Genomic DNA, 12501 nt, shown 5'->3' with positions numbered 1-12501 from the left:
AGCTTTGTGAGCAGCTCGGCAAGGTGGCAGTGAAGGTCAATGAAGCCCCTGGATTTGTAGTCAATCGTATCCTGATCCCTATGATCAATGAAGCGATTGGTGAATATGCCGATGGTGTTGCTACCGTGGAGGAGATCGATACCGCTATGAAACTGGGTGCCAACCACCCAATGGGACCACTCGAGCTGGGCGACTTCATCGGGCTAGATGTATGCCTTGCTATTATGGAGGTGCTCTTCAATGAGTATGGCGACCCTAAGTACCGCCCTCATACATTACTTCGCAAGATGGTTCGTGCCAACCTCCTCGGCCGTAAGACCGGTAGAGGCTTCTACGACTACAGCAAGTAACCCCTATCTTACGATACCCACATCGGATGGTGAAGTGGCTCAAGCTACTTCACCATCTTTTTTTGCCGATTGTTACTTTAGGAGCCCATGAACCGTACAAAATTTTCTGTTCTGAGAAGCCAAAAGTTTAGTTGCAACTAAGCAATTGCCGAGATGCAACTAAGCTTTTGCTGAGTTGCAACTAACCGATTGCTTAGTTGCATCTCAGTTGACGGTTTTATATGTTGTTGGATATCAAGGGGTTCTGAAGGGCGGTTTTGGTGCTTTGAAACCTTCTCTATTTTGTAGTATTGAACCCCTTACAAGCAGGTGAAATAGGCGTGAAGCAGATTTAAGAACTAAAGTTTTGCTAAAGTCCGAATAGGTGGGGGTTAGAGGGTGTAGAGGTGGAGCAACTGGGGGGCGATGGCGTCGATGCCGAAGGAGCGGACGGTGTCGGCAATCTGCTTTCTATCTCTTGGAGTGGGTGTGTGTACCACGGCACGAGCCATGGCGGTGGTGTCGTATGGCCGAATGAGCTGACCATTGCCACTCTCCGGGCTAATGATATCGGGGATCCCACCTACGCCAAAGGCGATGGCAGGGGTGCCACAAGCGATGCCTTCCACAAGTGTTTGCCCAAGCGTCTCGTATCTTGAGGTGGAGAGGATGGTGGAGGCCGTTTGGTAGAGCTTTACCAGCTCCTCTCCCTCGGCTCGGGGGATATGTCGGTAGGGGATTGGTATCTGCTCTAGTAGAGACTTATCTTTGATTTGTCCCACCAAAGTGATGCTTGCACTGCTTGCCCATTCCTCAGATAGTGCCTTTGCTTCTCGGAGCATTTGCACTAATAAATCAGGTCCTTTCACGGGATCATCAATGCGTGAGGCAACGAGTAAGAGGCTGCTCTCTTGCTTTTTCGTAGCCGAATCTGGGCAAAACCGCTTCAGGTCTATCGGATTGTGTAGCACTGTGATAGCACTCTTACTAAATAGGGGCGAGGCATCGACCGCTTTCGCCACCGCATTACTCACAGCCACGAGGTGTATTTGCTCAAGCGGAAGGTCCTTTTTCGACTGAAAAAGCCTACTCGAATGGTCCTGCTTGCTTTTGCTACCCAGAAGCGGACAACTTCCACATCCCACGGTAAATCTTTGGCAAAAAGAGGTCTCTCTATCTACTCCTATGGCGTAGGGGATATGGCAACCGCCCGTGAGTGGCCAGAAGTCGTGGAGGGTCCAGAAAAACCGTTTCCCTTTTATGGAGAGCAATTCTGCCAGACCTTTGACGGATAGAAACCCTTGCTGTACCCAATGAATATGGATCACCTCGGCCCACGCCACCCATGGGTGGTGAGCAATGTCAAGGCCATAGTGGGCGGTGGAGAAGCGAAAGAGGTTTTTGCGTTGGTCGCCGACAGCACGGAGCGTATCTAGGCGGTCGGCAAGGAAACTGACCCGATGCTGCCACCCAAACTCTGTGATGGTGAGCATCCGTACCTCCATCCCCGCCTGTGAGAGGAGTGCCATTGTTCGCTGGCACGCCACTGCAGCACCACCCCCACTCGGGTAGGTATTGAGGAGGAGAATCTTCATCACTCTATTATCCGAAAACCAATCCCTTGTGCTGCCTCTGCCCATTCCCCCATCTCACATCTCCGGAGCTGGTACTCTGATGGCTCGTATGGGTAGTGATATTCTCGCCGAAGGGTTTCAAACTCCTGGGATCGCTCCCTAAGGGTGCGGTCCACTCCCCTGATGCCAAAGGTTTGTAAGAGTGCCTCCCATAGAGGTTGGTCACTGGAGAGATGTAGCAGGGGAGCGCTCAAGGGGGTTGGGTAGAGGGGCTCTGAGCTACTGAGCTTTAGTCCGAAGTGCTCCAAACCATGCTCTATGCAGGTCCGCGCGCCATTGGCCTTACCCTGAGCAGAGAAGCCAGCGATGTGCGGTGTGCCTAGCCAAGTCTGCTTCAGTAGCTCTTGCGAGATATTTGGCTCCCCCTCCCAGCAGTCCATCACTAGGTCTGTGATTTTGCCTTCACGCAAACCCCTCAGTAGGGCCGAGGTATCGGTCACTGCGCCACGACAAGCATTAATAATGATCGGTTTCCTTTGGAGTAGATCTACCAACCTATCATCTAGTAGGTGCACGGTCTTATCCTCCCCCTCCTTAATAAGTGGTACGTGAAAAGCGATGATATCGGCCTTTTCGGCAATCTCTTGAAGCGAGACAAAGGCATCTGGGCCCTCTGCCCTTGCCCTAGGGGGGTCGTTGAGGAGCACCTCCATCCCCAGCGCCCGGGCATTTCGTGCCACCCTACGCCCTACGTTGCCCACCCCTACAATCCCTATCACCTTGCCACGAGGGTTCCACCCACATTCCACCGCCCTAAGGGCTATGGCAGTGGCAAAATAGTGCGCCACCGCCTCGGCATTACAGCCGGGGGCATTGTACCAAGTGATGCCCGCCTGGTGGCAGAAGTGGGTATCGATGTGGTCAAAACCGATCGTCGCCGAGGTGATTAGCTGCACCCGAGAGTGCTCCAGAAGCGCTCGACCGCACTTCGTGGTACTCCGAATAATCAGCCAATCCGCCTCCTTCACTGCCTCCGGGGCAAACTCCTCCGAGGGGAGGTAGGTCACCTCCCCCAGCACCTCCGCCACACCCTTGATATAGGGCACCGAACTCTCTGCTACTATCTTAAGCCGTTTCATACGCTTTCTCCGCGCCTCCCCCTTCCTCTCCCCAAAGGTACCATTTTATTCCGATTCCGTAGGGTGTCCAATATACCTACTATAGGGGAGAATAGAGTTGCTGGTATTTATTACCTTTGCAATAAACAATAACAATTCGTCAAATTAGTAAAATATGATTAGAAGTGTGTCGTGGCGTTATATGCCAATCCTCCTTATTCTGATGCTTCTATTGCCAGCTAATGTGTGGGCACAATCTAAGCATCATCTAAGCGGGACGGTTTACGAAATCTCAAATGGTGTCAAGGAGCCTCTCCCTGGAGCTACGGTTTCGATTCCCACCTATGGAATGGGCGCGATAACCTCTGTAGATGGTGCATACCATATCAAGGAAGTGCCTTCGGGTAAGGTGCGACTAACGGTTTCCTTTATTGGCAAAGTGACCATTGATACCCTTCTTGTGGTGAGTGGTGATCAGCGGCTCGACTTTGTGATGCGAGATGAGGATTTTAGGCTAAAGGAAGTGGTGGTGACTGCACAGTCCAGTAAGGCGGGGCAATCCACATCATCCAAAATCTCCACAATGGCAATGGAGCACCTACAAGCGGTGAGCCTTTCTGACTTAATGTCGCTCTTGCCTGGGGGTATTTCTACTAATCCTTCCCTCTCTACTGCAAGCCAGGTGACTATTCGCTCGGCAGGTGGAGATGATAATATCAATGCTTTGGGAACGGCTATTGTACAGGATGGAGCTCCTATCTCCAATAATGCCAATCTACAGGTGATGAATCCTTCTGTAAGAGGAGGCACTTCGGCATTATCGGGTGGCGCTTCTCCAGCGGGTGGCTTTGATACTCGTCTGCTCTCTCTGGAGAGTGTGGAGTCGGTAGAGGTGGTACGGGGTGTCCCCTCTGTATCTCATGGCGACCTTACCTCAGGCGCTGTCTTGATTACCTCCAAGGCGGGCCGGGCCCCTTTAGTGATCAAGGCACGTACTAATCCCAATCTTTACCACTTCTCTGCTCACAAGGGCTTTTCTTTTGATAAGAATGGAGGATCCCTCAATGTGAGTGGCGAATATGCGAGGAATACTAGCTCGCCAATCTCTTCGTACAATTACTTTACTAGGGCGGTTGGTAAGCTTCTCTATTCGAATACATTCTTTGATGGCAAATGGCGTACCAATACCTCTTTGGATTTATGGTACGGACGCGATAAGCGAGATCGCAACCCTGATGATGCCGCAAATGAGCTGGAGTCGGATGGCCGTAACTTGAGATTTGCGATGAATAGCAATGGTACTATTAACATTGACAAAGGGTGGCTGAAGAATATTAAGTATGTGGTGTCGGGCAGTTATTATGATAAGTATAGCTTCCTTACCCAGCTCTATACTTCTGCGACGGCTCCATATTCTATGACCGATGTTGATGGTGCCATTATTGCCAATCAGCCAGGTAGGGTGCTCTACGATGTTTCGGGAAAGCCACTGACCAAGTATGATGGGGTAGATCCGACTCACTATGCTCACTACCTCCCCTCTAATTACAAAGGTCGCTATGACCTATATGGGCGTGAGCTGAGTTTTTTCTCTAGCGCAACGGCAACATTTTTCGGTAAGTTAGGAGCTACTAATCACCGGATATTATTGGGCTTCAATTATTCAGTCGATGGCAATATTGGACGTGGAAAGGAGTTCTCACCAGAGTTTCCTCCATTTCGTAATATTGCAGCCCATAATGCTACATTTCGCCCTCGTCCCTATCGTGAGATCCCTTTTGTGCACGAGCTGGGTCTCTTTGCTGAGGAAAACTTTAGTTGGAAGATAGCCGATCGTCACCTCGTGAATTGGCAGGCAGGTCTTCGTTGGGATCAAATATCCCTCGTGGGTGGAAAGCTCTCCCCACGTACCAATCTCTCTATTGAGGTAGTTCCCAATTGGCTCTATGTAAGAGGTGCCTATGGAGTAACAGCCAAAATGCCTACACTCCTCTATCTCTATCCCGAGCGTGCTTACTTTGAGTACATTAATATAAATGAGATGGCTAGCGACCTTGAGGATAAAGCTTTTATGACTACTACCCGAGTATTTGATACCCAAAATAAGTCGCTAGAGATTGCTACAAATCGTAAAGCCGAGGTGGGCATTGACCTTAAGACACCTATTGGAAAATTGATGGTAACTGCCTATGATGAGCGTATGGATAATGGGTATACGCTTACTCCAAAGCACCAGCCAGTTATCTACAATGAGTACAAGCGTGTGACGGGACCTGATGGGCCACGATTTGAGCTCTCTGCCTCTAATCCAGTGCTTGCAACCTACTACAGCCCATCTAACCACTTGACTTCTTACCGTAGGGGGCTGGAGTGGGACTTGGCACTTAAGCGCATTGATGCTATCCGCACTACTATTTCGCTATCAGGTGCATGGGCTTGGTCCAAAAACTTTAATAATGGTTATGAGTACTATGATGGTAGAAGTAGTGAAGCGGGAGCACACCGTACCCATACCGCACTCTATGAAAAAGGGATGGAAAAGCATATCTATGAACAGGTGACTAGCTCTATCAGAGCTACACATAACATCCCAGAGCTTGGCCTTGTACTGACCCTCACTGCAGAGGCTATATGGCGTGAATTGGATCGCTACCAGATGGGTAACGATACTATCCCGGTTGCCTATATCTCTAAGGTAGATGGTAAGATATATCCTTTTGATGTGTCACGTGCAAAGGAGCCTGAGTTTTCATCTCTTTTGAGAAATAGAGATGATAGTATGTATATTGATGAGCTATTTCCACCTCTCTATAATTTCAACTTCAACCTTACCAAGGAGATTGGCGACTTTATGCGACTCTCATTCTTTGCGAATAATATGTTTAGAAGCTATCCGAGGGTGGAGTCGAAGCGACGACCAGGTACATTTTATAGCCGAAATAAAGCCTTTTTCTACGGTATTGAGTTGACAATTATTATCAAGTAAAAGTATAGTATGATGAATGCCAAATATACTCATCACCCCTTTGGGTGGCTGCCATTGATAGCCCTCTTGATGCTCTTTTCTGTGGGGTGTAACTCCTTTGAACAAGCTAGAAACACTGAGTTAGTGCAGCCTATTTCAGTGACTATCGTGGCGAATACTGCTATCCCCGACTTTGATTCGGCATCAGGAGCAAAGGTGGAGCTGATCAATGAATATGAGCAGGTGGCTTATACTTATCCATTGACGGGTCATGAGACCAAAGTATCGGGAGTATTACCTGGAATTTACTCTATCAATATCTCTGGTGAGACGGTAGGGGCTGATGGTGAAGTCTCTTACCCCAATGGTAGCCTGCTCAATTATCCTCTTCTGGAAGATGGGTTGCGTGTAGAGCTGGAGGTATTGAACGGACGTTTGAGTCCCCTTGTGTTCAAGGAAATATACTACTGTGGTTCACCCAAGCGGTATTTCAGAGACCAGTTCTATGAGATATATAATAATTCAGATGAGGTCTGCTTCCTTGACGGTCTCTACTTCTGTGTCCTTTATCCAGGTACTGCGACTACAAAGTTGCCTATATGGCCTAAGGAGGATGCTGGAAAGTATCTATATACCGATCGCGTTTGGCGCTTTCCAGGCACGGGCGAGGAGTATCCACTGAAGCCAGGTGAGAGCTGTGTTATTTCCCAATTCGCTGCCAATCACCAGCTAAGTATTTACAATCCTAATTCTCCTATTGATGGCAGCAGCTCGGAGTTTGAATTCAATATGTTTAATAAGAAATTCCCAGACCAGCCAGCGTATGATATGATCCACATCTTTAATGATGGCAAGGAGGCAATGGGGCGTGTGCCGCAGTACTTGACTACTGTTTTCGGAGGTGCGTATGTGCTCTTCAAGGTGCCAAAAGGGGAGAGTTACGACCCAGTCAATGACTTGTCACTACAAGCCAAAGACCTGAGCAATAAGCGCAACACAATCTATGCCAAGATACCTGTAGAGTATGTGTTAGATGGCGTTGAGGCAGTGGATAATGAAACAAAGATCAATGCTAAGCGTATGCCGAGCTTTATAGATGCGGGGATTACCTATGTCGGTAATACTTACATCGGGCAGGGTGTGGCTCGAAAGAAAGTAGGGCAGCGGCCCGATGGTACCCCTCTCTTGCAAGATACCAATAATAGCACCAATGACTTTGATAGAGGTGTTACACCGATGCTTCGGAGATATGGAGCAAAAATGCCAGCATGGAACCATTCACTAAAAAAGAACTAGTAAAATGAGCTACAATCATAAGCGATATCAAATATTGTGCCTACTTCTATTCCTATCGTGTGCCAATGCCCTTATAGCTCAAGAGGTAAATAGCCTCTCTTCATTGGATAAGTTGAAGGGCGAGCAGCTATCTGCCATGCATAATAATGCAGCAGGGATGGCGCTAGAGAATGCTCAATGGTATACCGTTGTGGGCTTGTCAGGAGCATTGCAAAAGGGCGACTACCACAGAGCAATGGAGGGCAAAAAGCTGTACGACCTTTCGGCAATGGCAGAAGGGGCCGTGCAATTGAATGGTTACCACCTTTGGGGAAGATTTCAGTACGATAGAGAGATCGCCAAAGAGGTGGGATACAATGCTTCACTGATTCGCCCCTATCGTGACCTCCCATACTTTGTGGCCGATGAAAATCATAGTGATTGGAGAAATCAACTCTATCAGCTAGAGTTCAAGGCAGGTACTCCTGTATATCATCGCCTCCTATCTTTTGGGCTAGCAGCTGGCTATTCGGCGGAGCAGGGTGCCAAGCAACGGGATGTGAGATCACATAATAATGCGATGTCCCTCTATTTACAGCCATCACTGCTCCTCTTTTTCAATAAGGAAACACAGCTTTCACTCCTCCTAAAGTATGCGTCGTACAAAGAGGAGAGCCGGATGCAAAACATCAATATATATGTGGAGCAACCCTATTATGAGATGTTCGGAATGGGAGGTGCTACGGCACGTATCGGTTCTGGTCGGGTCACTAATTACATCCGAAATACTGTGGGTGGTGAGTTGCAGTACAATATTGATACTGATTGGCGCACTATGTTTTATCTTGGTTTTGAGAGCTCTGTAGAAGATGCAGAGATTAGCTTTACAGTCCCTCAGCGTACCGGTTCTCTCCTTGCAGATGCCTCTTTCGCGGGCCTCACTCTACAGAGCAAGGGGAGCCCGTCACAGCATACTCTCTCTCTGCGTTACGATGTGAGTAAGGACAAAGGAATACAGTACATCGTAAAGTATGATAATACAGAAGCCTTTAAAGGCTATATTGAGCTGTCTCGTAGCGGTAGGTATTTGAAGCACCGCAATCACTTAGAGGCTTCCTATCAATGGTCGTGGAATAGTCAGCACCCCTACGAGTGGTTGTTGGGATTGAAAGGAGCGGTTACGCAAACTTCGGAGCAGTATATTCTACCACACTCGGAGTATGGGTATTCAATGGCATCGATTATGGGGGAGGTGCGTAAGGTATTTGTTTTTGATAGACCCACTACACCCACTCTCGACCTTTCCCTTACTGGTGGTCGTCTTTGGGCATTCGACTCTAATATAGAGCTCAATGGGCAGTATGTAAATTCATTTGTGGCTGAGCATATCACTCTGCCCGACTATCGTTATATGGTGGCGGACCTGTGGAATGAGGCTCTTTCTATCTCCTATGCTCAAAAGCCAGTATCCTCTAGCCGTGCAATGCTATACCTCAAGGCAAGATTGGGGTATACTCACCCATTGAATTCAAGTCTAGGTCACCGTACCTCCGCACTTTGTTCTTTGGGCTGTTTTTTCTAACACTTATACACCTACAACATGAAGTACAATAGAATGTTATTGGGCATCATCGCCCTATTGATTAGTGCACTATCACTTATGGCACAGGTGGTGGAGACCCCAAGGGTGGTCACTCCCACTTCATTTGCCATTGTGATAGATAGTAAGAGCTATGCTAACGCCAAGGCAGCAGTTGATGCCTATCGAGATGTGGTGGAGCAAGATGGGCTTGGCACCTATCTCCTTATTCATGACTGGAGTAGCCCTGATGAGATCAGAGCACTTCTCCAACAGCTTCATCAAGACCCCTCCTCTCCACTTGAGGGGTGTGTCTTGATCGGGGATATACCTGTAGCGATGATCCGAGATGCTCATCATCTCACATCGGCATTCAAGATGGATCCCAATAGGTACCCATGGGAGCGCTCAAGTGTCCCCAGTGATCGTTTCTATGATTGCTTTGGGCTAAAGTTTGTACCACTGCCGTATGATGGGGCAAAACCGGGTCTCTTTTTCTACTCCCTTTCGGGCGAAGGGGCACAAAGGATAGAGGCCGATATCTATTCGGCACGTATCCGACCCTATGATAGAGAGGGTGAGACGAAGTACCAGGCATTGACGAAGTATCTACAAAAGGTGGTGAGGGAGCGAACTAACCACTCTCGGAATAAGCTTGACCACCTCACTATGGCTCGTGGCCATGGCTACAACTCGGAGTCTAAGCAAGCGTGGGCAGGAGAGCAAATCGCACTAAGGGAGCAGCTGGAGGGTGTGTTTCTGCCCACTGGGCGCTTTAAGGCCATCGACTTTGATGATAAGTTCCCCGCAAAGTACTACTACCTAACCGAGGTGCAGCAGCCTGATCTCGATGTGATGCTCTTTCATCATCACGGAGCCCCCCAAAATCAATACATCAATGGATATCGAGAGGGGAGCAGTGTGGATATCTCTAAGGAGAATATAATGCTATTTGCACGTGCTAGAGCTAGGCGACTAAGGAAAGGGGAGACTCCTGATGAAGCGATTCAGAGAGTTGCCAAGGAGCTAGATATCCCCATCTCTTGGATCAGTGATACTTTTACTACAGAGATGGAAGCAGCGGACTCTCTATTTAATAGAAGCCTAGATATCTATATTGATGACCTCCGTGCCATTGCCCCTGCTGCGAGATTTGTGATGCTCGATGCATGCTATAACGGCTCATTTCATCTTGATGAAAATATTTCGGCAGAGTATATCTTTAATGATGGAACTACTCTTGCAGTCCAAGCCAATTCTGTCAATGTTATCCAAGATAAGTGGCCAGATGAGCTACTTGGGCTCCTCGCAGATGGTATGCGGTTGGGCTCGTGGCATCAGCAGGTAATGTACCTTGAGACGCACCTTATCGGTGACCCAACCTATAGATTCGTATCGGATAGCCAGCTAGTGCCAAGTAACCTTAGCCAGCAATTGGTGCTAAGAGCTAGGGATGCTAATTATTGGTTGCAGCAGCTACGTGTGCCATCGGGAGATTTGCAGGCTTTGGCACTCAAGATGCTATACCGAATGGATTACCCACAAGTGTCGGATCTCCTCCTCAATGCCTATCGTACCTCAAATAGTCTGATTGTACGGACAGAAGCACTGAAGTTATTGAGTCAGATAAATGATGCCAACTTCGTGGAGGTGCTCAAGGAGGGGGTGCATGATAGCTACGAACTTATTCGGAGGATGAGCGTTGAGCTTTTAGGAAAGAATGGTTCGGACGCATTGGCGCCAGCGCTAGTAGAAAGTTTGTTGCAGGATAGCCACTGTAAGCGAATCGTATTCAAGCAGAGCGGGGCCCTCAAAATGATGGATGGTAACAGGCTCTCTCAAGAGCTTCGTAGCATCGTGGCACGCACACCTATATATCCTACAAGTCAGGTGGAGAAACTGCTCTCTGATATGCAGGCAGCTGAGAGTGCACGGGAGCGTCTTCTACAGGAACTGTTGCCTCAGAGCAAGGATGCGAAGTCTGTGAAAGAACAGCTATTTGCGATACGTAGCTGTCGTAACTCTCCAGATGCGAGGGTAGCTGAAGCCTTGATCAAGATTGCTCTTGACGCCTCCAATAGCGAGCCGGTGAGAGTAGCTAGTATTGAGGCACTAGGCTGGTATAATTATTCGTGCAAAGCTACAGAAATCAAAGAGCAGCTATCTACCTTGCTTGGTGATTCTTCACAGCTCGTTTCGCACGAGGCGGCAAAGAGTATCAAGCGGCTCTCTCCTCGTTAAGTACTTTGCTGTATCCTGATAGTTATGATCCCTTGTGGCGACACATTTATCCTGCCACAAGGGACCATACTTATTTCGGCTACCACCACTTTCCACAAGATAGTATCCTAAAAAGGGGTGTAGACCTCTGGCGTTTTTGGAAAGGCTGGATTGGGTTGCTGAGGGTAGGGTAATCTTTGGTAGATTTGCAGGGGAGGAGCTATTGATATTGGTGAGTGAGGAGATGTGGAAGCTATTTAGTTGTATTTTACTGGGGGTGGTATGTGGTTGGCTCTTGAGGAGGCGACGGATTAGGGGGCTTAGCACTGCTTTGATGGTGGTGATCTGTCTGCTACTCTTTGTGCTGGGGCTGGAGGTGGCACACTCGCAGAGTGAGATGGCCAATATACTGGTGGTGGTAGGGATTGCTCTGGTGGTAGCTTTGTGCTCTACTGCAGGTAGTGTGCTGATGGCGTGGTTCTTTGGACGTGGTAAAAAGAATCGGGAGGTATGAAGTCTAATCTTATATTGCTCGGTTCCTTTCTCCTCGGGCTCGCCTTGGGGGGTATTGATTTAGTTCCTACTGCTATTGTGGAGTCGGATCTAGGGAATTATCTGCTCTATCTGCTTCTGTTTTTAGTTGGCTTGAGTGTGGGGAATGATCGTGATACGATCAGAGGATTTAGGCAGTTATCTCCTCGCTTGCTGGCGTTGCCTTTTCTGACAATCATTGGAAGTATGTGTGGTGGGGTAGTGGCTGCTTTGCTCCTTGGGCAATCGCTCTATGAGATGCTGGCGGTATCGCAAGGGTTGGCTTACTACTCTCTTTCGAGTATCCTTATTACGGAGAAGCTGGGGATTACGCTAGGTGCTATTGCGCTCTTTTCCAATGTGTTTCGTGAGCTCTTGACACTCCTTTTGGCTCCGCTCTTGGTAAAATACCTCGGTCCTCTTGCCCCTATTGCTGCTGGCGGGGCCACGACGATGGATGTGACACTTCCAGCCATTCTCAACGCCTCGGGTAAGGAGTACTTGGTGCCTGCCATTTACCATGGCTTTGTCTGTGACTTTAGTGTGCCGATCTTGGTGACACTCTTCATTGAACTAGCTTTAGGATAAAAATAAAGGCGTACCTGGAGACCCAGATACGCCTTATATATATGTGTCAAGTGTGCTTCCGCTTAGGGAATGATGCAGTAGTTGGTGGCAAGTCCGCCTTCGGAAGTCTCTTTGTAGAGACTTGGGAGGTCGTGCCCTGTCTGCTTCATCACTTCTACCACTTGGTCGAAGGTAACTCGGTGGAACCCGTCGGAGAAGGCGGAGAAGGTATTGCTATCCAATGCACGGGCGGCAGCAAAAGCATTGCGCTCGATGCAAGGGATTTGCACCAAACCACATATCGGGTCGCAGGTGAGACCTAAGTGATGCTCAAGAGCCATCT

At 48.6% G+C, this 12501-nt stretch carries 11 protein-coding genes (1 of these 11 only partly in view); 8 read left to right on the top strand and 3 right to left on the bottom strand.

What is annotated here, in order from left to right; genetic code table 11:
- Nucleotides 1-33, top strand: partial view of a 3-hydroxyacyl-CoA dehydrogenase family protein gene (locus QVO39_RS09180; protein ID WP_021903212.1) — the end only. 522 nt of this gene lie to the left of the window's left edge; the window shows 33 of its 555 coding nt (coding positions 523-555); its start codon lies beyond the left edge, outside the window; its stop codon occupies nucleotides 31-33.
- Nucleotides 24-350, top strand: a complete 327-nt coding sequence (locus QVO39_RS09175; protein ID WP_502685063.1) for a 3-hydroxyacyl-CoA dehydrogenase family protein — start codon at nucleotides 24-26, stop codon at nucleotides 348-350. Before QVO39_RS09180 ends, QVO39_RS09175 begins: the two co-directional genes overlap by 10 nt.
- A gap of 371 nt (nucleotides 351-721) precedes the next feature.
- On the opposite strand, the gene QVO39_RS04620 is transcribed toward QVO39_RS09175, so the two are convergent.
- Together QVO39_RS04620 and QVO39_RS04615 are read right to left on the bottom strand one after the other, a co-directional pair.
- Nucleotides 722-1969, bottom strand: a complete 1248-nt coding sequence (locus QVO39_RS04620; protein WP_288171767.1) for a glycosyltransferase — start codon at nucleotides 1967-1969, stop codon at nucleotides 722-724.
- On the bottom strand, nucleotides 1924-3042 hold the full coding sequence (locus tag QVO39_RS04615; RefSeq protein WP_021903209.1) for a 4-phosphoerythronate dehydrogenase: 1119 nt from the start codon (nucleotides 3040-3042) through the stop codon (nucleotides 1924-1926). Before QVO39_RS04615 ends, QVO39_RS04620 begins: the two co-directional genes overlap by 46 nt.
- Before the next feature lie 154 nt (nucleotides 3043-3196).
- On the opposite strand from QVO39_RS04615, the gene QVO39_RS04610 reads away from it, so the two are divergent.
- From QVO39_RS04610 to QVO39_RS04585, 6 genes are all read left to right on the top strand, one after another.
- A complete protein-coding gene (locus QVO39_RS04610; RefSeq protein ID WP_021903208.1) occupies nucleotides 3197-6007 on the top strand; it encodes a TonB-dependent receptor in 2811 nt (936 codons plus the stop codon).
- A 9-nt stretch (nucleotides 6008-6016) separates the two neighbouring features.
- Nucleotides 6017-7282, top strand: a complete 1266-nt coding sequence (locus QVO39_RS04605) for a DUF4876 domain-containing protein (RefSeq protein ID WP_288171766.1) — start codon at nucleotides 6017-6019, stop codon at nucleotides 7280-7282.
- A gap of 4 nt (nucleotides 7283-7286) precedes the next feature.
- On the top strand, nucleotides 7287-8843 hold the full coding sequence (locus tag QVO39_RS04600) for a DUF6850 family outer membrane beta-barrel protein (RefSeq protein ID WP_021903206.1): 1557 nt from the start codon (nucleotides 7287-7289) through the stop codon (nucleotides 8841-8843).
- An 18-nt stretch (nucleotides 8844-8861) separates the two neighbouring features.
- On the top strand, nucleotides 8862-11081 hold the full coding sequence (locus QVO39_RS04595; protein WP_021903205.1) for a HEAT repeat domain-containing protein: 2220 nt from the start codon (nucleotides 8862-8864) through the stop codon (nucleotides 11079-11081).
- Between the two features lie 136 nt (nucleotides 11082-11217).
- Nucleotides 11218-11574, top strand: a complete 357-nt coding sequence (locus QVO39_RS04590) for a LysO family transporter (protein ID WP_288171765.1) — start codon at nucleotides 11218-11220, stop codon at nucleotides 11572-11574.
- Nucleotides 11571-12179 (top strand): LysO family transporter, encoded by a 609-nt coding sequence (locus tag QVO39_RS04585; RefSeq protein WP_021903203.1) that lies wholly within the window; start codon nucleotides 11571-11573, stop codon nucleotides 12177-12179. The genes QVO39_RS04590 and QVO39_RS04585 overlap by 4 nt, the downstream gene beginning before the upstream one ends.
- A 62-nt stretch (nucleotides 12180-12241) precedes the next feature.
- On the opposite strand, the gene QVO39_RS04580 is transcribed toward QVO39_RS04585, so the two are convergent.
- Nucleotides 12242-12501: L-serine ammonia-lyase, iron-sulfur-dependent, subunit alpha (locus tag QVO39_RS04580; protein ID WP_021903202.1), on the bottom strand; the 260-nt coding region annotated here is incomplete at its 5' end.

This window comes from Porphyromonas sp. CAG:1061 (assembly GCF_000435035.1).
GTDB lineage: Bacteria > Bacteroidota > Bacteroidia > Bacteroidales > Porphyromonadaceae > Porphyromonas_A > Porphyromonas_A somerae.
Note: the sequence above shows the minus strand (reverse complement) of the source record. Positions and strands in the feature narration are given on the sequence as shown.

Excerpts from the sequence above, each read along its gene's own strand:
- QVO39_RS04620 (WP_288171767.1), bottom strand. The coding sequence starts at position 1,969 with ATGGGCAGAGGCAGCACAAGGGATTGGTTTTCGGATAATAGAGTGATG.
- QVO39_RS04615 (WP_021903209.1), bottom strand. The coding sequence starts at position 3,042 with ATGAAACGGCTTAAGATAGTAGCAGAGAGTTCGGTGCCCTATATCAAG.
- QVO39_RS04610 (WP_021903208.1), top strand. The coding sequence starts at position 3,197 with ATGATTAGAAGTGTGTCGTGGCGTTATATGCCAATCCTCCTTATTCTG.
- QVO39_RS04605 (WP_288171766.1), top strand. The coding sequence starts at position 6,017 with ATGATGAATGCCAAATATACTCATCACCCCTTTGGGTGGCTGCCATTG.
- QVO39_RS04600 (WP_021903206.1), top strand. The coding sequence starts at position 7,287 with ATGAGCTACAATCATAAGCGATATCAAATATTGTGCCTACTTCTATTC.
- QVO39_RS04595 (WP_021903205.1), top strand. The coding sequence starts at position 8,862 with ATGAAGTACAATAGAATGTTATTGGGCATCATCGCCCTATTGATTAGT.
- QVO39_RS04585 (WP_021903203.1), top strand. The coding sequence starts at position 11,571 with ATGAAGTCTAATCTTATATTGCTCGGTTCCTTTCTCCTCGGGCTCGCC.